The organism is Arthrobacter sp. SDR-2R (assembly GCF_057747955.1).
On record NZ_CM173231.1, the window covers coordinates 4,401,812 to 4,418,690 of the forward strand.

Genomic DNA, 16,879 nt, shown 5'->3' on the forward strand with positions numbered 1-16,879 from the left:
CGGGCTCAACCACTGCGGCCGCCGCCTGCGGCCGCTTGCGGACCTTAGATACGCGGGTTTTCCCTGCCGCGCGCATCACGTCCCGTGGGGGTGTCTGGATTTTCCGAACTAGTTGGATTTTCCGAAGTGCCCGTATTTCCCGGGGTGCCAGTCTCATCGCGATGACGCCTCCGCTCGGATTCGGCGCCAGTCATGCCCACCGGCATATCCGACTCGTTTCCGCCGTCAATCGTGCCGCGGCTGCCGCGGCCGTCATGTGGCAGGTCGGCATGTCGGCCCTCCACGTATCCCGCGTCCCCGCCCGTAGCCCGGCCGGCACCAGCGTCGGCAGGTCCACGCCCGTCATGGCCGGCATTCCCGTATTCCGCCTGGCGGCCGTCTGGGCCCGCCGCCTGGTCCCGCCGGCCATCCCGGCCGACGTCGGGATCGAGCTCGTCCGCCTTCCGGGTGTGGCTGGCTACGTCGCCACGCAGGGCCTGCGCCTCATGGGCCCGCTGCTCGGCTTCCTGCCGAAGGCGCGCCGCGTCGACCTGTGCCTGTTCGGCGTCGGCGCGTGCCCGGGTGGCCTTGGCTTCCCTCTCGCGGGCGTCGATTTCCATGTTCTCGGCTTCACGCCGGATCTCTGCCGCCTTTTCCCGGTGCTCCTGGTCCCGCTTCTGCTGGAGGGCCTTCCGGCGCTTTCCGCCGGCCAAAAGGAGCACCACGATCAGTGCAATGACAACGATGGCAACTATCACCCAAACCCATGGAGCTGTATCCATGTTTCCCACCACTTTCCACTTCGTTGTGACCGGGCAGGCCCTCGCCATTCCGGCTGACATTTTTGGAACGGTTATAACTCGCTTAGCAAGGGTACTTACTTTTTATTAGTAACCATGCTTATCATTTTACGGCCAGTATTGCTGGTTCTTGATCAACAACCGGCCTTCTTGGAAAGAGAGAGCGAAGATGACAGAGAACCAATGGCCCGAGGACCCCGCTTACACGACTCCTCCGGGCAGCACAGGAATCCCCGGTGAACGGGAGGCCACCACCTTCCCGTCAACCGCCAGCCCATACGCGGGCGAGGCCGGAACCGGCTACCCCACCACCGGTGACACCTCTGCGTCCTCGCGCAAAGACGCTGCCAAGGAAGAAGCAGCCGATGTGGCCCGGACCGCTGCCGGATCCGCCCAGAATGTAGCGGAGACCGCCAAGGGCGAGGCCGCGAATGTGGCCCACGAGGCCAAGCTCAATGCCCAGGACCTGCTCCACCAGGCCAAGTCGGGCCTGGCCACCCAGGCCGGCACGCAGCAGCAGAAGGCCGCCGAGGGCATCCGCAACATTTCCAGCCAGCTGCACAGCATGGCCAGCGCCCCGGACCAGCAGGGCATGGCCAGCGACCTTGTCCGGCAGGCAGCCGAGCGGACCTCCTCCATTGCGTCCTGGCTGGAGAACCGGGAACCCGGTGACCTCCTGAACGAGGTCCAGCGGTACGCCCGCAACAATCCCGGCACGTTCCTGCTCCTCGCCGCCGGCGCCGGTGTCCTTGCCGGACGCCTCACCCGCGGCCTCACCGCAGGCGCCCCCGACACTTCATCCACTTCTGCCGGCACCAGGACATCCGGCCTGTCCGGCCAGTACTCCGGCACCCCCTACGGTGGCCAGTACAACCAGACAAGCCCCGTTGCCGGCGGGACCGTTCCTCCGCCTCCGGTCCAGCTCCCCGGCCCGGCCACCACTACGGCCGGTTACGACGGCGGTGCACCGGGCAGCAGCTATCCGGAGGCAGCGGGGCCGGCCAGCGGCCTGGACAGCCCGCAGCTGGTGGAAGAACCGTGGTCCGGAAACCAGCTCTCGGACGATCCGCTGCGTGACCGCGCACTCGCCGACGATCCCATGGCAAACGACCCCCTCACGCAGGACCGCAGCCGGGGCGGCCAGACGGGTGGCCTGTAATGAGTAGCCAGATTCCGGAAATGCCGCCGAGTGCGGCGCATGTGAAAGCCGACAACGCGTCCCTGGGCGAGCTGCTGGGCGACGTGACCCGGGACCTGTCCACCCTGATGCGCCAGGAAGTGGAACTGGCCAAGGCCGAACTCAAACAATCCACCTCCCGCGCAGGGAAAGGCGCCGGCATGCTCGCCGGCGCCGGCGTCGGCGGACACTTCGTCCTGCTCTTCCTCTCCCTGGCCCTGATGTGGGCCCTGGGCGCCATCATGCCCCTGGGCTGGTCCGCACTGATCGTCGCCGTCATCTGGGCCATCATCGCCGCCGTCCTGGCCTCCATCGGCCGCAAGGAACTCAAGCAGATCAAAGGCCTGCCCCAAACCGGGGAAACCCTCTCAGAAATTCCCCCAACCCTAAAACCAGGTGAGGTAAACCGATGAGCGAAAACCCTGACGTCATCCGCGCAGACATAGAAGCCACCCGGGCACGCCTGGGCACCAACGTGGACGCCGTGGCAGACAAGGTCACCCCGTCCAACATCGTCCACCGCCAAACCGACAAGGTCAAAGACGCCGTCACCGGCGTCAAGGAAAAAATCATGGGCGCCGCAGACAACGCCACCACCAGGGTCCACGACACCACCGCCACCGGCGCCGGGCACACCACCAACGCCATGCACACCGCCGGCGACAGCCTCCACCAGGCAGGCGACACCGTCTCGACCAAACTCAGCGACGCCGGCCACGCCGTCTCCGCCGCCCCGGACCAGGTCAAAGCCAAAACCGCCGGCAACCCCCTCGCCGCCGGCCTGATCGCCTTCGGCGCCGGACTCCTGGTCTCCTCCCTGATCCCGGCAAGCCAGAAGGAACGCGAAGCCGCGGACCAGCTCAAAACCGCAGCCCAGCCCCTGGCAACCCAGGTCACCGACGCCGCCAAAACCATGGCCCAGGACCTCAAGGAACCAGCCCAGGAAGCCATGGAAAACGTCAGGGCCACCGCCACCGACGCCGCCCAAAACGTCAAACTCGAAGGCCAACAAGCCGCAACCGACGTCAAAGACCGCGCCACCGACGCCAAAGACCACGTCCAAAACACCTGATCAGTCCAGCACCGCACCGTAAGGCAATAGTTTCGTTCGGCAGGCCGGCACCGCCACTCCGCGGGCCGGCCTGTTCGTTTCGCCCCTGATTGAGAGGACACCCCATGGCCACTCACGACGATTCCGAGACCAGTACCGCCAAGGCGGGCCAGGCTCCGGATCCAAACGACGCAAGGAAACCCACCAGCCCGAGGGACTTGGACAAACCGTCCTGGAAATACATCACCAGGAAGACCCTCCGGGAGTTCAGCAAGGACCAGTGCCCCGACCTGGCAGCAGCCCTGACCTACTACGCGGTCCTGTCGCTGTTCCCCGCCCTGCTGGCACTGGTCTCACTTCTTGGCCTCTTTGGCGATCCCCAGAAGACCACTAATGCCTTGCTGGAAATCGTGCGCGGCTTCGCTCCTGCCGAGACCGTCAATACGATCAGCGGTCCCGTCTCGGAACTGACGAGTGCCCCGGCGGCCGGGCTCACCCTGGTGATCGGCCTTGCCACCGCCCTGTGGTCGGCATCCGGCTATGTTGGCGCCTTTGGGCGGGCGATGAACCGGGTTTACGAGGTGGATGAAGGGCGCGCCTTCGTGAAGCTCCGTGGCACCATGCTGGCCGTCACCCTCCTGGCCGTGGTCATCGTGGCACTGTTGGCCGGCATGCTGGTCCTCAGCGGGCCGGTCTCCGAGGCCGTGGGCGGGCTCATCGGCCTCAGCGGCCCGTTCCTCATGGTCTGGAACATCGCCAAGTGGCCCGTCATGATCGTCCTGATCATCGCCATCATTGCTGTCCTCTACTACGCCACGCCCAACGTCAAGCAGCCCAAGTTCCGCTGGATGAGCATGGGCTCCGGAATCGCGCTGGTCGTGTTCCTGATCGCCTCGCTGGGCTTCGGCTTCTACGTGGGTAACTTCGGCAACTACAACAAGACCTACGGCGCCTTGGGCAGCGTGATCATCATGCTGCTCTGGCTCTGGATCCTGAACATGTCCCTGCTCTTCGGTGCTGAGTTCGACGCCGAAGTCGAGCGGGGGCGCCAGCTCCAGGCCGGCATCAAGGCGGAGGAGACCATCCAGTTGCCCCCGCGGGATACCAAAAAGAGCGAAAAGATGCAGCAGCAGATTGAGGAAGACATCAAGCACGGCCGTGAACTCCGGGAGAAGTACTCCTCGGAGAACGGCGGTAACGGCTCCGCCGACAGCCAGGACGGGCAGCCTGCCGGCAATGGCCAGGACGGCGGCCAACACGGTGAGCGGCACCGCGACAGGGTCCGCGAGAAGGTACAGCACCGCGCTGGCAACGGGGAGTCCGACGACGACGGCCGGCCAAGCGGGAAGGCGTAGCGGGCGCGGTCCGGCTACCGGAAGAGGGACTAGGCAGGACCTTCAAGATGGAGGAAAATTCATCTTGGAGGTCCTGTTGAGGTTTCCCGGGTGGCATGCGGCCCGGGGCAATGCGGGGCCGGCGGTGAGATGGCCTCTTCTGAGACCGAGGCCAGTCCCCCCAGTCGCCGTCGGCCCCCTCAGCCTCCCCCCGGGGGTCAGGCCCTGACTGGACAAAGCGCAGTGAACTGCAATACTTTCTTGAATACCTCGCCGGGATCCTTTGGAGACCGGCAGGTCCGCTGAAGCAGACGGCGGCACCACGGTCAACCCTTATGAGCGGACATGCCTGCTACCCATTTTGAACAGTTTCTTTCCGAAGCAGTTGTCGCGGACAGGGAGCCAGGCCTGGGCCTGGGACGCGACGAGCTGTACGGCCTCTACACCAGCTGGTGCCTCCTGCACAAAGCTGAACTGCAGCCGCCGGCTGCGCTTTGGGAAGCCATGCACGATGCCGGGATCAACCCGGACAGCAACAACCTTTCCATGACCGGACCCGCCGCGGCGGACTACATCGTAGCCAGCGCTCCGGACTTGGTATAAGGCCTGCACGCGGAACCTGCGTCCGCACCGTAAAGGGCTGTTGCCGGAAGGCAGCAGCCCTTTCTGCATCCCATGCTGCCCCGCCGTTGAGGGTCCCGGCTATGGCTGGGCCAGTGCCAGGAGGTAGGCGGCAAACCCCCGCGGCGCCCGCCCCACGGTCCTTCCGGAGGTGAGAACCCGGGTTGTGTCCGTGGCAACCATGCTCGCCCCGCTGCTGCGAAGCCGGTCCACCAGAGCCCGGTCCTCATCGAAATCAACCCCGGGAAACCCGCCTGCCGCAAGGTAGGACGAGGCACGCACCCCAAGGTTGGCACCGTACACGTGGGGGTGGTTCTCCGTTGGAACATGCCGGGCATGCCATCGGGCAGCGAGGTGGTGGGGCATGCCGTGGCCATCAGGCTCCACAGATCCAAGGACGACGTCGGCGCCCCCGGCGGCCAATTCCAGTTGGCGCACCAGCCAGTTTTCCGGAACGCAGGAATCGGCATCCGTGTTGGCCAGCCAAACGTGCCGCAGCGAAGAACCTGCCGTGGATCCACCCGCAGGAGAACGCCTGGTTGCGTTCTCCAGCGCGGCTTCGGCCCCTGCCTGCCTGCTCTTGCCCACGCTCCGGAAGTCCACCGGCAGGACCATGTACCGCGGGTCCTCAGCAGCGAAGACCGCCGCCACCGCAGCGGAGCCATCCGTGCAGCTGTCCAGGACAACCACCACCTGCACGCGTACGCCGGTAAGGTCCGACTCGGCTTGGTCTGCCGCGTCACGGGCTGCAGTCAGCGCACGCTTAAGGTGTTGCTCCTCGTTGTGCGCGGGAATCACCACCGCAACTTGCCGGATGCTGTTGGCAGCGCTGCTTCCCCCTGAAGCCGTGACCGTCATGCCGACGCTTTGTGGCCGGGGGCCACCATGAGTTCCAATACGAAGTCCCGTTCCTGGTACAGTCCTGCGGTCCGCCAGCCCAGACGCTGCCGGGCCATCGCGTGGACGGTGTCGCCGTCGAGTTCCCAGCCTGCAATGGGATGCCGCCAGTGGCACAGGAGCAGGGTTCCGCCCGGGTTCAGGGACGCTTCGATCCGGTCCCACAGTTGGCCCAGCTCACCCGCGGACAGGTAGTAACCAACCTCCGAAACCACCACAAGGTCAAAAGTTCCGCCCGGCCATGCCCCGGGGACGACGCAGTGTTCAACCCGGACCCCGGGGCAGCCTGCAAGGTGCTGCCTGGCCCGGTGGACCGCGGTTCCACTGGCATCCACCGCCAACATCTTGCGGCACCGGGCAGCCAACCCGGCTGTCAACGTCCCGATGGAGCAGCCCACTTCCAGGCCGCTTTCATAGGATTCCTCCGGGAGGGCAGCAAGGGTGAGCGCCCGCTTGCGCCGCTCGTACCAGCTCCCGGTGTAGTTCCAGGGATCCGTGGAGCCACCATGCACGCCGTCGAAGACCAGTTCCGCGTCATCGCTAGAATGCGCCTGCGCGGATGCAGTGGGCGCCGGCGTCCAGGCGAAGACCTCAAAGGGGCGTGAGAAGTGCGCCAGGAATTGCCCGCTGAGGAGTGTTTCGTCGCCGGGAAGCGGAGACAGGGGCTGCAGCTGTGTTGCGTGCTCCGCCATGGCCCGCCTTTTAGCCGCCCGGGCCGGTTCATCCAGGTGGAATCGCAGCCATGACCGCCATTCCGGCACCTGGGGTGCGGCCCAGTGCCAAAACCAGATGGGGTATTCCAGCAGCGCGTGGCCGTCCTGCCGCGCAACTTCTGCCGCCGCTGCACCGAGCGCATCGTGGTCACCATGCCCGTCGGCCCGGTACGGTGCCACGAGGGCCAGCCGGTCGGGATCACCGGGAAGCCGGCGGGCGGCCTCCCGGACAGCCTTGGCGATGGTTTCGGCATGCTCTCCAAGTCCGCGGTCCGGCAGCCCGAGGAATGCCCAGCGGTCCGCCAGGCCCAGTGCGGCCAGGGCCGCTGAGAATTCAGCCAGCCGGGTGTGGGCCAGCTGTTCCGGGGAGGTGGTGGGCGAATCCGGGTGTGACCCCTCCCCTGCCGTGCACAGCAGGACGTCCACCTCGGCTCCCAGCGCCGCCAGGGACGCCATCAGCCCACCGGCCCCCAGTGTCTCGTCATCCGGATGCGCCGCCAGGACCACGAAGCGCATGCCGGCCAGTTCGGCGGGGTCAAGCGGCAGCTCGGGTGCTGCGTCCAGGCCGCTCACGGCCCAGGCGGCCTCGCCAGTTCCCTGGTCAGCGTGCGAAAAGGTCACCACGGGCAGTCCCCCTTGAGCGCAAGCCGGCCCAATTGGGCATCATCCCGTGCCCCGTGATGCTGCCGGACGTAGAGTGCCAGGTCGGCCATCCTCTTGGCGTACGGCCCGTCAAAGGCAAGCGGACCTGGACCCCGGTTGGAAGCCACCAGGGAAAGGACGCGTTCGACGGCGGCCGCAACAGTTCCGCGGACCCGCTGCGCTTCGCTCCACGCGCTGTGGTTGCCGGCGGAGCCGAGGGTGCCGGCATCGATGCCCGCTGCGGTCCGGGCAAGATACTGCAGGGCAGCCGAGAGCGTGCGGTCCACCTCTCCGAGCGCCGCAAGTGCCACCTGGTCGGGCTCCCGCCCCGCTTCGGCCCCTGCCAGCAAGCCGTTGCGGAAGTCCCGTGCCACGCCCACTGCTCCCCCCAGCCAGCAGGCAGCCACGCCTATCCCGCCCCAGGCGAAGCCAGGCCGGCTGTGGTACCAGCCGGTACCACCCAGGGGGCTCGCCGGGACCTGGTCGAAGTGAACTGTTCCGCTGGGGATTTCCTGGAGCCCGCGCGCGATCCACTCCGGTTCCTCACATGCCACGCCGGGATGGCGAAGATTGACCGCGAAGGCCGCCCTGCCGCCGTCGTCCGTGTGGGCGGTGACCACCGCGCAGTCCAGGGCCGCGGCGAGGGAACACCACGGCTTGGACCCGCTGAGGGTGGTGCCGGCACCTGCGGAATGCGCTTCGAGCCGGGCACCCGGTGCCTCTGCGGCGAAGACGCCCCAAGCGGCATCGCTGCTCCCGTCCGGGAACGGGTGTCCGGGCTCAGCTGCGTGGGCAGCCTGGGCAAGAATGGCGACGGCGTCGAGGTGCGGCTCAAGCACCCGGGCCGCGGCCACATCGGTGGCAGCCACGGAAGCCAGGAGTTCCCACAACACGGCGGTCCGCCCCTCACCGGGCAGCGGCCACGTCCGCCCGGCCTCGACGGCAAGGGCCAGCAGGGCAGGGACGTCACCCGTTGCGGCGCCGACGGATTCGACCAGCGGAACCCATGGCGAAAAATCTGCGGGCGTGGAGTCCAGGAGTACAGGAGCAGGTGCCGCGTGCAAAAAGCCCTCCCTCTACGATGCCCGGCACTGCGCCGGACGCATCTCCACAGCTTACTTACTGTTTTTGCGGGAGGATGCGCGCCAGCGCGAACCCGTCCCACCCCTTGGAACCCACCGTCTGGATGACAGTGGCGTCCAGGCGCGGGTGGTTGCCGAGCAGCCGGAGTGCGTCGATGATTCCTGGCGCGTTGACCGGGTCCATGTCCGGGTCCAGGACGGCCCCTTCCCAGATCGTGTTGTCCAGGACCACCACCGCACCCGGCCTGCCCAGCTTGACGGCCCAGTCGAGGTAGCGGCTGTTGTTTTGCTTATCGGCGTCGATGAAGATGAAGTCGAACGGCTCCCTGTCCTCTTCCTCGAGGGCAGCCAGGGTTTCCAGCGCGGGGCCCAGCCGGATTTCCACCCTTTCACCCAGGCCGGCGGCGTCGATGTTGGCCCACGCCACTTCTGCATGCTGCGGCAGGTATTCGCAGGTGACGAGCTTGCCGTGGTGGGGAAGGCCGCGGCCCATCCAGATGGTGCTGTAACCCGCCAGGGTCCCGATCTCCAGGATGCGGTGGGCGCCGGACAACTGGACCAGGAGCTTCAGGAGCTTCCCGGCGTTTGGCGCCACCTCAATGGCCGGCATGCCGGCGTCAGCCGCAGTGCGGATGGCCTGCTGGACCGCCTCGTCCGGATGCACCACAGTGCGGGACAGGAACTCCTCGGTGGCAATCCATTCCGGCCGGGGTTTGTGCTCGAACATGGGCACAGTTTGGCACGCGGCGTTCCGGCGGTCCAGACACTTCAGCCGGGCCCACGCCAGCCCCGGCGCGGAGGCGCAGGACAGGCTTAGGACTCCTGGGCCAGGGCGTTTTCGAGGCGGTCCACCTTTGCCGTCAACTCGCCGCTGTAACCGGGCCTGATGTCGGCCTTGATCACCAGTGAGACGCGGCTGCCGTAGCGTCCGACCGCCTCGGTGGCGCGCTTTACGACGTCGAACACTTCATCCCACTCACCCTCAATGGTGGTGAACATGGAATCGGTCTGGTTGGGCAGCCCGGATTCCCGGACGATCTTCACGGCGGCTGCAACGGCGTCGTGCACGGACGCATCGTTTGGCCGGGAACCTTCGCTGGAAACGCCTGACGGAGCAACAGAAAATGCAAGCAACATGCCTCCAAGTTTCGCACGCGGTCCCCGGACTGCCGCAGGCCCAAACGCGGGAGCGCGCCGTCACATAAGCTCCTACCCCGGAGTAACCATGGTGGCCGAAGACTCCGTTGCTACCCTTTTGGGCATGAGCCTCGCAGTCGCCCGTAAGCCCCTCCGCGCAGACGCAGCGCGGAACGTGGACAAAATCATCACGGCGGCGCGCCAGTGCTTCCGGGAGTTCGGCCCGGAAGTACCGCTCCAAACCATCGCATCCACCGCGGGCGTTGGCCCCGCAACCCTGTTCCGCAACTTCGCGGACAAGGAAGAACTGGTCCTGGCGGCACTGAACCGGCAGCTCCGGCTTACCGTGGATCCCGTCATGGACGGCGCCCTGGCCGATATCGATGCCGCTGCCGGGCTGCTGCGCGTGCTCGAGGCCCTGATGGCTGCGGCAAGCGACGACGCCAACCTGCTGTGCGCTGTGGCGGGCCGGCGCGAACTCCTCACCGGCATTACCGGGTCCCTCATGGAGTCGATCAGCATCCTTTTGGTGCGCGGGCAAGGCCAGGGAAGCCTGCGCACGGACATCACCATGACGGACATGTTCCGGCTGCTGGCCATGCTGATCGGCGTTGTCGACACCATGGAGCCGGGCTCCGATGCATGGCGCCGTCCGCTGGCACTGGTCGAGGACGCCATCCGTACGGTCCGCCCGCCACGCCCGCTTCCCGTGCTGGTGCCCGTCCCTGCTGCCGCACCCGGCATCCCCGGGGGCACCATTGTCGGCACACAACACGTGCAATAAACTCAGAGCGGGGTTAGGCAGCCAGCCTCGAATAGTCCGAGATGGAGCGACCCATGGAACTTTTCCTGCGTATCCACCCTGCAACCGCCGCGCTGCGATGACCAGATCAAAACTCTTCCACTACCTCACTGACGCCCGCGGGCCGGAAGAAGTCCTCCCTGCGCTGACAACCGCGGAACTCGTCGAATTGCTTGACGCCCTGTACCAAAACCTTGATACCCCCGAGCCCGAGTTCGGCGCGCAGGTGTGGTACGAGATGGGCGTGGAAGAAAGCTGCCGCAGGTCGGTCTCGCCCGACGGCGCAGCCCACGGCGTGGCGTAGCTACCGCTGTATCGAGCCCCTGACAGCCGGCCGGCGCTGCCCGGCTGTCAGGAGTGTTTCCCCGGTATCGGGAGCGTTCCGTCAGGGATTTTCCCCGTTTTCTCCAGTGCCGGTTTCTCCGCCTTGGGTGCCGGGCCGGGGCTGTTCTGATGGCTGTCCTGGCTCAGGATGCCCGTGTGACTGGGGTTCGTGGTCATGGTGCTCATGGAACTCGTTGGGGATGTGGTGCTTCGCCTCCATCAGGTGCTGCTGGAGTTTCTCCTCGGCATCCCGGCGCCGCCGTGCAGTGTCCCGTAATTCACGCGTTGCCTCGGAGCCGCGGGGGTCCAGGTAGGCGGGCCGCAGCTTGCCGGTTTGCTCAGCGGCAGGAATTCCGGCGCTGCGCGCTTCCCCAGCCTTCCCTTCGGTGTCCTCTGTGCCCTGGCCGTCCTGCGGCTTATCAGGCCGTGACTGTTCGTCCATCTCGATTCCTCCTTTGGTGGCCGCCTGGTGTGGGCTGCATCTCCTCCAGTCCACCACACCTGGCCCCGCGATGCTGGCCCGCTAGGCGTTGCCCGCGTCTGCCCGCTTGCGGAGTTCCTGACGCACCAGGGCCTGCAGCGCTGGAACGGACGACGACGGGTCCAGGTCGAATGCCTCCCGGAGCCTTTGGGCGAGAATTTCCAGGTCCTCTTCCGGCACGTCTGAAAGGCGGGAAAAGCGTCTGAAGAAGCGTTTGGCTGGGAGGCCTGCCCGCCGTCGGGCGTCCTTGTGGCGGGGTCTGCCCGCCAAGCCGCCTGCGGGATACAGCTGATTTTCCATGGTCGCCGTTCGTAGGAATGCCATGGCCAACTGCATAAGCCGATTTCATAGTACAGCCGCCGCCGAGCCGGGGAAGTGACCCGCATCACTAATTTATGCAGACGCCTGCCAAACTAGCTCCAGCCCAATGCCCTCAGCAGGGCAGCGGTACCGGCCCCGGCGATGACCACCACCAGGAAGGGTGCGCGGAACGCCAGCGCGAGTGCGGCCGCGGCAAGCGCCCCCAGCCTGGCGTCAGCCGCGAGTCCCTGGCCAGACACGACGGCATTCACCACGGTAAGGGAGGCCAGCAGGCCGATGGTCATGGTGCCCGCAACCCGGGATGTGCGCGGGTCCTCGAGGAACCTGGCGGGCACGAAGTAGCCCACGATCTTCCAGGCGTACGCCAGCGCGCAGGCAAGAAACAGCCAGATCCACAGGCTCATGCTCCTGCCCCCGGATCCGTGCCTTCGCTCCCCTGCGCACCCGGATACGGGCGGCTTGCGTCCTGCTGCCGGCCAGGGTGATGGTCACGGTGTCCGCCATAGGGCTCGACGTCCGGCTCAAGGCCCTCGTCGCGCCGGCCGTGGCTGAACCAGCCCACCAGCGCGGCCACCAGGGCGGCCACCAGGATGGGCACCCCCGCCGGCACGAAGGGAACGGCGACAACGGTGGCCACCGCACACACCACCGCGATGGCAATGGGCTCGCGGCCCTTAAGCCTCGGCCAGAGCAACGCCAGGAAGGCGGCCACCGCGGCACCGTCGAGCCCCCATTGCTTGGGATCGCCCAGTCCGCTCCCGGCGAGCGCGCCCACGGCGGTGAAGAGGTTCCACAGCACGTAGACGCCGATCCCTGCAGTCCAGAATCCCCGCCGCTGCTCGGCCGGGTCCGTCTGGCCCGTGCTGGTGGCCGTTGATTCGTCGATGGTCAGCTGCGCGCCGACAAACTTGCGCCAGCCGGTGGGCCGCAGCAGTGCGTTCAACTGCATGCCGTAGATGCCGTTGCGCATGCCCAACAGGGTTGCTGCGCTCATTGCGGCGATGCCCGAACCTCCACCTGCCACCACACCGATAAACGCGAACTGCGAACCACCGCTGAAGAGGAGCAGGCTCAGGGCCATGGTCTGCCACAGGTTGAGCCCGGAGGTCACTGCGAGCGCTCCGAAGGACACCCCGTAAAGGCCGGTGGCGATGCTGATGGAAATCCCCACCCTGACCGCCGGCGAGGCCAGGAGTTTCACACCCAGCCTCCAGGTTTGCGTGCCTTTTGGATGGGCTTCCGGAGGCTCCAGGCCCAGAGGATCAACGGTGCCTGGAGCGGCAACCGCACGGTGTGGATCTTCCGCCGGCGGGGCGTACCCTGCGGACCGTAAGCCTTCGCCAGTGCGTCAGCGTGTCCCGCCAGGAATGCGATAAACATCGCTGTGAGGGCGGTGGCGGTCAGCTTCCGGGTGGGCGGGAGGAGGATTCCGACGGCGGCTGCCAGCTCCAGCAGTCCGCTCACGGCGATCCACTCATCCCGGGACAGGACGGCCAGGGGATGGTTGGGCACAGGATGGTTGGGGACCGCAGTGTGGGCCGCACCGGGTTCCGGATCCGGTTCCGCGTCCCGGCGGCAGAGGTAGTCCGGAACGACGTCGCGGTAGAAGCCGGGATCCCTGAAGTGCTTGCCCGCACTGGCCAGCAGGAGGGCTCCCATGGCAGCCGCGGACAGAGTCTGAACGGCGGGGCCCTGAAGGGAAAAGTTCGGTACGGACAAGCCCCTGACTGCAGGACCGGACCAGGGAAGAGGCATGGAACCACTCAATCACAGCCACGGTGGCCGCCAGAAACCGGCCTGTGAGGCAAGGTCCCTCAATTCCAGGCGGGCGGAGAGCTTCCATACGGGGGCGGCGGGGACAGGTAGTCCACCGGCCGGCCCGCGTCCAGCAACGGTGGACCGACGTAGCGGAGCTGCCCGTAGGTGCTGTCCATGGAGTTGTGGTGGGGTCCGGGTAGCTCTGCCGGGCCGTCAGTGACCCCTGGTTCGGTGTCCCCTGCTTCGGTGCCCATTGGAAGGGAAAACAGTTCCTCGGCGGTGCGGGCAAGGGACAATTGCGCACAGGCACCCATCCCAGCCTCCCGGCGTCGGTCCAGGAGGCGGACGGCCGCCGCAGCCACCCCGTATCCTGTGGCGTGGTCCAGCGCCTGGACAGGCAGGGCACCCGGGCGCCACCCGCCGTCGTCATTGTCCTTCCCGTACACGTGCGCGATTCCGCAGGCGGCCTGGACAATGCTGTCAAAACCGCGCATACCGCTCCATGGCCCGGCGCTCCCCCAGCTGTTGAGGGTGACCACCACCAGCCGAGGGTGCGAGGCCAGCAGTTCCCGCGGGTTGAGCCCGAAACGGTCCAGGGCGCCGTGCCGGTAACCCGTGACCACGACGTCGGCGCGGGCCAGGAGCTGCTGGAGGCTGTGCTGGTTCTGCGGAAGCCCCAGATCGGCTTCCGCGCTGCGCTTGCCGAACGCGGTGTCCACGAACTGGTCTTCGATTTCCGGGAAGGCTGGCGGGTCGATCCGCAGGACGTCGGCTCCCAATGCTGCAAGCAGGCGGGTGGCCACCGGCCCTGCAATCACCCGGGTCAGGTCCAGGACCCGCAGCCCCTCCAGCGGCGGTTTGTGGCCGCCACCGATGCCCTCGCCGCCTGCCGTAGTAGCCGCCGCGGCAAAGTCCTGCAGTCCCAGACCGGCCGTGGTGCCGTCGGTATGCTCCACGGCAATCCAGGGTCCGGATCCCGCCGCCCGGCCCATGCCGGACGCAAGCCATTCGTCACGCGTCCTCACGGCCGCAGCGATCCCGCCGTGGCCCTGGATGGCGGCCTCAGCCTCAAGCGCCGCCATGGAACGAAGAGCCTGTTCCGCCCCTTCCGCGGAGGCGGCTCCCAAGGCGCGCAGCAGCCGCTGCTCGTGGTGCGGGTAGTTGGCGTGGAGCCGGATCCAGCCATCGCGGGTCTGCCGGAAGCCCGACAGGGGCGCGAATCCCTGTGGCTTGCGTCCGGCAATCCGCAGGTGGCCGAAGGAATCGAAGGCAGCCGCGGTAAGCGCCGGCGTAGTGCTGAACCGGCCGGGCGTGCGCGCATACACGTTCAGCGCTTCCGCCGCGGCTCCCACCGAGTACAGTGCCAGGCCTTCGACGTCGAGGGCGCCGGCCCACCAGCGTCGGGGCGAATACGGGAGCGGATTGACGTGGTGCGCGTCCACGTCCGCCCTACTTTCCCTGCGGAGAGGCTGCGTGGAGCTGGTCCAGGACGCGGGCCGGCACGTTGGTGGTGATCTCGTGGATGCCCAGCTCCTGGCAAAGTGCCACATCCTCCGGGGAGTCCACGGTCCACACCCGGAAGCGCCGCCCGGAGTCCAGCCATCGGCGGATTGTGGCCGGGCGCTCCCTGACGTAGTCGATGCCGGGGCCGGCCATTCCTACTTCCCGGTCGTCCAGGATCCGTTCACCCTCCAGCTGGGTGGCCTTCATGAGGTTGGCGACGGCGCTCCCCGTAATGAGGCCCAGGCCCAGACCGCCGCGGATCTCATGGATGGTGAGGTCGTCCACCAGTTGGCAGATGTATTGCGGCGGGACGGACTGGAGCAGGTGGCGGACCGAGTCCGGGCTGAAGCTCATGAAGGTCACGGCCACGTTGTCCACGGTGGAGCTTTGCGGGTCCCAGCCCTCGCTGCGGAGCACCTCCAGCACGCGGTCCTCCAGTTTGAGCTGGTAGGGACTGGGATGCTTGAGCTCGATGGCGAGTTTCACCGGGCGGCCCGCCCCGCGGAGGATGTCCAGCAGCTCCGGGAGGGTCAGCAGCTGTTCCGAACGTGCTCCATACTCTTCGGGAATGCGGACCCCCTTCCAGGATGAGAAGTCCAGCTGGTGCAGCTCGCGCAGGGTCCGTTCAGCCACCGGCCCGGTCCCGTCCGACGTCCGGTCCAGGTTGGCGTCATGGAGCAGGACCAGGTGCTGGTCCCGGGTGAGGTGGACATCGCACTCCACCCCGTCGGCCCCGTCAGCCAATGCCTGCAGGTAGGCGGCCCGGGTGTGTTCGGCGTATGCGCCGCTGGAACCACGATGGGCAAAGACCAGCGGCCGCTGCGGCACTGACTCGTCAATTGTCATGGACACACGGTAGCCGACCGGCCCCCGCCTTCGGGGCTAGGCTTGGCACATGCAGGTGAACTCTGAGGCAACTACTGGGCCAACCAGGCAGGATCCCCCCGCCGAGGCCGCACAGCAGGTGCGCCCTGGCACTGTGGCGGCAGGCGCCGTCGTAAGCCGCCAGCCCGGTGCCGGCGACGCCGAGAAAGCGGCAGCGCTGCGGAAGATGAAGCTGCTGGCGCTGAGCCTGCTGATCGCCATGGCCGTGATTTTTGTCTTTGCGTTCGCGCTGCAGAAGGACTACCCGTGGCTGCAGTATGTGCGCGCGGCGGCCGAGGGCGGAATGGTGGGCGCGCTGGCCGACTGGTTCGCCGTGACGGCCCTGTTCAAGTACCCCATGGGCATCAAGATTCCCCACACCGCCATCATTCCCCGCCGGAAGGACCAGATCGGGGCCTCGCTGGGCGAGTTCGTGGAGACCAATTTCCTCTCCGAGCAGGTGGTCCAGGAGAAGCTGGCCAGCGTCAACATCGCGCGGCGGGCCGGCGTTTGGCTGGCCGGCCCTGGTGGTGCCGAACGCGTGGCCAAGGAGGGAGCTGCCGTTATCCGCGGCGCCTTCAAGGTTTTGAATGACGACGACGTCCAGGCCGTCATCGAGGGCATGGTGCGCAAGCATCTGCTCACCCCGCCGTGGGGACCTCCCGTGGGCAGGCTGGCGGAGCGCATCTTCCATGACGGGCACCATCACACGCTGGTGGACCTGCTGGTGGACCGCGCGGCGGACTGGGTGGACGACAACCACGAAACCGTCACCCGCCTGGTGTCCGACCGCTCCCCCACGTGGGTTCCGCAGTTCGTGGACGGACTGGTGGGCGACAAGGTCTATATCGAGATCCTGAAGTTCGTCCGTGCCGTCCAGGCTGACCCCCGCCACCAGGTGCGGCAGTCAATCGACAAGTACCTCAACGACCTGGCACAGGACCTGCAGCATGACCCCGCGATGATTGCGCGCGCGGAAGACATCAAGGCGCAGGTCCTGGGCGACCCCGAAGTGCGCGAACTGGCCTCGCGGACCTGGGGAACGGTCAAGAACGCGCTGCTGGGCGCCGTGGATGATCCGGACAGCGAACTCACCATCAAGTTCAAGGCTGCGGTGCGCGATTTTGGGTCACGGCTCGTGGACGACCCCGAACTGGCCGGGAAGGTCAACGCATGGATCGGTGACGCCGCCGGGTACCTGGTCCGCACCTACCGTTCGGACATCGCAGGCGTTATTACGGACACCGTGGCTCGGTGGGATGCCGAGGAAACCTCGCAGAAGATCGAGCTCCAGGTGGGTAAGGACCTGCAGTTCATCCGCATCAACGGCACCGTGGTGGGGTCCCTGGCCGGGCTGGGGATTTTCACGGTGGCACAGCTGATCTTTGGGTAG

21 protein-coding genes are annotated in these 16,879 nt (G+C 66.9%); 8 read left to right on the forward strand and 13 right to left on the reverse strand.

Annotation, left to right across the window (positions count from 1 at the left end):
- Nucleotides 1-44: 44 nt before the first annotated feature.
- The gene (locus AC3ANU_RS20310; protein WP_144601192.1) at nucleotides 45-761 is read right to left on the reverse strand and encodes a hypothetical protein; all 717 of its coding nucleotides are present in this window, start codon (nucleotides 759-761) and stop codon (nucleotides 45-47) included.
- 187 nt (nucleotides 762-948) lie between these two features.
- Between AC3ANU_RS20310 and AC3ANU_RS20315 the strand changes: the two genes are divergently transcribed.
- From AC3ANU_RS20315 to AC3ANU_RS20335, 5 genes are all read left to right on the forward strand, one after another.
- The gene (locus AC3ANU_RS20315; RefSeq protein WP_488315155.1) at nucleotides 949-1,938 is read left to right on the forward strand and encodes a hypothetical protein; all 990 of its coding nucleotides are present in this window, start codon (nucleotides 949-951) and stop codon (nucleotides 1,936-1,938) included.
- Nucleotides 1,938-2,369: a phage holin family protein gene (locus AC3ANU_RS20320; protein ID WP_026265945.1), complete on the forward strand. Its 432-nt coding sequence runs from the start codon at nucleotides 1,938-1,940 to the stop codon at nucleotides 2,367-2,369. Before AC3ANU_RS20315 ends, AC3ANU_RS20320 begins: the two co-directional genes overlap by 1 nt.
- Nucleotides 2,366-3,028, forward strand: a complete 663-nt coding sequence (locus tag AC3ANU_RS20325; protein ID WP_488315156.1) for a DUF3618 domain-containing protein — start codon at nucleotides 2,366-2,368, stop codon at nucleotides 3,026-3,028. The genes AC3ANU_RS20320 and AC3ANU_RS20325 overlap by 4 nt, the downstream gene beginning before the upstream one ends.
- Before the next feature lie 104 nt (nucleotides 3,029-3,132).
- Nucleotides 3,133-4,362, forward strand: coding sequence for a YihY/virulence factor BrkB family protein (locus AC3ANU_RS20330; RefSeq protein WP_223993591.1), 1,230 nt, complete (start codon nucleotides 3,133-3,135; stop codon nucleotides 4,360-4,362).
- 324 nt (nucleotides 4,363-4,686) lie between these two features.
- Entirely contained in the window at nucleotides 4,687-4,944 is a 258-nt protein-coding gene (locus AC3ANU_RS20335) for a hypothetical protein (RefSeq protein ID WP_018772209.1), read from the forward strand.
- 99 nt (nucleotides 4,945-5,043) lie between these two features.
- Here the strand turns inward: AC3ANU_RS20335 and AC3ANU_RS20340 are convergent, their stop codons facing one another.
- The 5 genes from AC3ANU_RS20340 to AC3ANU_RS20360 form a co-directional block, all read right to left on the reverse strand.
- Nucleotides 5,044-5,820 (reverse strand): glycosyltransferase family 2 protein, encoded by a 777-nt coding sequence (locus AC3ANU_RS20340; RefSeq protein ID WP_488315157.1) that lies wholly within the window; start codon nucleotides 5,818-5,820, stop codon nucleotides 5,044-5,046.
- Nucleotides 5,817-7,196 (reverse strand): PIG-L family deacetylase, encoded by a 1,380-nt coding sequence (locus tag AC3ANU_RS20345; protein WP_488315158.1) that lies wholly within the window; start codon nucleotides 7,194-7,196, stop codon nucleotides 5,817-5,819. The genes AC3ANU_RS20340 and AC3ANU_RS20345 overlap by 4 nt, the downstream gene beginning before the upstream one ends.
- Nucleotides 7,190-8,278 (reverse strand): hypothetical protein, encoded by a 1,089-nt coding sequence (locus tag AC3ANU_RS20350; protein ID WP_488315159.1) that lies wholly within the window; start codon nucleotides 8,276-8,278, stop codon nucleotides 7,190-7,192. The genes AC3ANU_RS20345 and AC3ANU_RS20350 overlap by 7 nt, the downstream gene beginning before the upstream one ends.
- Nucleotides 8,279-8,333: 55 nt before the next feature.
- Nucleotides 8,334-9,023, reverse strand: a complete 690-nt coding sequence (locus AC3ANU_RS20355; protein ID WP_056389630.1) for an O-methyltransferase — start codon at nucleotides 9,021-9,023, stop codon at nucleotides 8,334-8,336.
- 86 nt (nucleotides 9,024-9,109) lie between these two features.
- A complete protein-coding gene (locus AC3ANU_RS20360; protein WP_488315160.1) occupies nucleotides 9,110-9,433 on the reverse strand; it encodes a thiamine-binding protein in 324 nt (107 codons plus the stop codon).
- Nucleotides 9,434-9,557: 124 nt separating this feature from the next.
- Between AC3ANU_RS20360 and AC3ANU_RS20365 the strand changes: the two genes are divergently transcribed.
- Together AC3ANU_RS20365 and AC3ANU_RS20370 are read left to right on the forward strand one after the other, a co-directional pair.
- Nucleotides 9,558-10,217 carry a TetR/AcrR family transcriptional regulator gene (locus AC3ANU_RS20365; protein WP_144601442.1) on the forward strand — a complete coding sequence of 220 codons (660 nt, stop codon included), beginning with the start codon at nucleotides 9,558-9,560 and terminating at the stop codon, nucleotides 10,215-10,217.
- Between the two features lie 97 nt (nucleotides 10,218-10,314).
- On the forward strand, nucleotides 10,315-10,539 hold the full coding sequence (locus tag AC3ANU_RS20370; protein WP_018772216.1) for a hypothetical protein: 225 nt from the start codon (nucleotides 10,315-10,317) through the stop codon (nucleotides 10,537-10,539).
- An 81-nt stretch (nucleotides 10,540-10,620) separates the two neighbouring features.
- On the opposite strand, the gene AC3ANU_RS20375 is transcribed toward AC3ANU_RS20370, so the two are convergent.
- From AC3ANU_RS20375 to AC3ANU_RS20405, 7 genes are all read right to left on the reverse strand, one after another.
- On the reverse strand, nucleotides 10,621-11,001 hold the full coding sequence (locus AC3ANU_RS20375; protein ID WP_488315161.1) for a hypothetical protein: 381 nt from the start codon (nucleotides 10,999-11,001) through the stop codon (nucleotides 10,621-10,623).
- Between the two features lie 81 nt (nucleotides 11,002-11,082).
- Nucleotides 11,083-11,220 (reverse strand): hypothetical protein, encoded by a 138-nt coding sequence (locus tag AC3ANU_RS20380; protein ID WP_223993586.1) that lies wholly within the window; start codon nucleotides 11,218-11,220, stop codon nucleotides 11,083-11,085.
- 233 nt (nucleotides 11,221-11,453) lie between these two features.
- The gene (locus tag AC3ANU_RS20385; protein ID WP_488315162.1) at nucleotides 11,454-11,765 is read right to left on the reverse strand and encodes an AzlD domain-containing protein; all 312 of its coding nucleotides are present in this window, start codon (nucleotides 11,763-11,765) and stop codon (nucleotides 11,454-11,456) included.
- A complete protein-coding gene (locus tag AC3ANU_RS20390) occupies nucleotides 11,762-12,562 on the reverse strand; it encodes an AzlC family ABC transporter permease (RefSeq protein WP_134165223.1) in 801 nt (266 codons plus the stop codon). Before AC3ANU_RS20390 ends, AC3ANU_RS20385 begins: the two co-directional genes overlap by 4 nt.
- Nucleotides 12,559-13,020, reverse strand: a complete 462-nt coding sequence (locus tag AC3ANU_RS20395) for a DoxX family protein (RefSeq protein WP_488315163.1) — start codon at nucleotides 13,018-13,020, stop codon at nucleotides 12,559-12,561. Before AC3ANU_RS20395 ends, AC3ANU_RS20390 begins: the two co-directional genes overlap by 4 nt.
- 155 nt (nucleotides 13,021-13,175) lie before the next feature.
- Nucleotides 13,176-14,561 carry a CoA transferase gene (locus AC3ANU_RS20400; protein ID WP_488315164.1) on the reverse strand — a complete coding sequence of 462 codons (1,386 nt, stop codon included), beginning with the start codon at nucleotides 14,559-14,561 and terminating at the stop codon, nucleotides 13,176-13,178.
- A gap of 7 nt (nucleotides 14,562-14,568) precedes the next feature.
- Nucleotides 14,569-15,468: a glycerophosphodiester phosphodiesterase gene (locus AC3ANU_RS20405; protein WP_018772223.1), complete on the reverse strand. Its 900-nt coding sequence runs from the start codon at nucleotides 15,466-15,468 to the stop codon at nucleotides 14,569-14,571.
- Between the two features lie 49 nt (nucleotides 15,469-15,517).
- Between AC3ANU_RS20405 and AC3ANU_RS20410 the strand changes: the two genes are divergently transcribed.
- A complete protein-coding gene (locus AC3ANU_RS20410) occupies nucleotides 15,518-16,879 on the forward strand; it encodes a DUF445 domain-containing protein (protein ID WP_478222450.1) in 1,362 nt (453 codons plus the stop codon).

Coding starts and splice junctions, on each gene's coding strand:
- AC3ANU_RS20375 (WP_488315161.1), bottom strand. CDS start 11,001: ATGGACGAACAGTCACGGCCTGATAAGCCGCAGGACGGCCAGGGCACA.
- AC3ANU_RS20365 (WP_144601442.1), top strand. CDS start 9,558: ATGAGCCTCGCAGTCGCCCGTAAGCCCCTCCGCGCAGACGCAGCGCGG.
- AC3ANU_RS20315 (WP_488315155.1), top strand. CDS start 949: ATGACAGAGAACCAATGGCCCGAGGACCCCGCTTACACGACTCCTCCG.
- AC3ANU_RS20355 (WP_056389630.1), bottom strand. CDS start 9,023: ATGTTCGAGCACAAACCCCGGCCGGAATGGATTGCCACCGAGGAGTTC.
- AC3ANU_RS20335 (WP_018772209.1), top strand. CDS start 4,687: ATGCCTGCTACCCATTTTGAACAGTTTCTTTCCGAAGCAGTTGTCGCG.
- AC3ANU_RS20325 (WP_488315156.1), top strand. CDS start 2,366: ATGAGCGAAAACCCTGACGTCATCCGCGCAGACATAGAAGCCACCCGG.
- AC3ANU_RS20410 (WP_478222450.1), top strand. CDS start 15,518: ATGCAGGTGAACTCTGAGGCAACTACTGGGCCAACCAGGCAGGATCCC.
- AC3ANU_RS20395 (WP_488315163.1), bottom strand. CDS start 13,020: ATGGGAGCCCTCCTGCTGGCCAGTGCGGGCAAGCACTTCAGGGATCCC.
- AC3ANU_RS20310 (WP_144601192.1), bottom strand. CDS start 761: ATGGATACAGCTCCATGGGTTTGGGTGATAGTTGCCATCGTTGTCATT.
- AC3ANU_RS20330 (WP_223993591.1), top strand. CDS start 3,133: ATGGCCACTCACGACGATTCCGAGACCAGTACCGCCAAGGCGGGCCAG.
- AC3ANU_RS20340 (WP_488315157.1), bottom strand. CDS start 5,820: ATGACGGTCACGGCTTCAGGGGGAAGCAGCGCTGCCAACAGCATCCGG.
- AC3ANU_RS20360 (WP_488315160.1), bottom strand. CDS start 9,433: ATGTTGCTTGCATTTTCTGTTGCTCCGTCAGGCGTTTCCAGCGAAGGT.
- AC3ANU_RS20320 (WP_026265945.1), top strand. CDS start 1,938: ATGAGTAGCCAGATTCCGGAAATGCCGCCGAGTGCGGCGCATGTGAAA.
- AC3ANU_RS20405 (WP_018772223.1), bottom strand. CDS start 15,468: ATGACAATTGACGAGTCAGTGCCGCAGCGGCCGCTGGTCTTTGCCCAT.
- AC3ANU_RS20385 (WP_488315162.1), bottom strand. CDS start 11,765: ATGAGCCTGTGGATCTGGCTGTTTCTTGCCTGCGCGCTGGCGTACGCC.
- AC3ANU_RS20370 (WP_018772216.1), top strand. CDS start 10,315: ATGACCAGATCAAAACTCTTCCACTACCTCACTGACGCCCGCGGGCCG.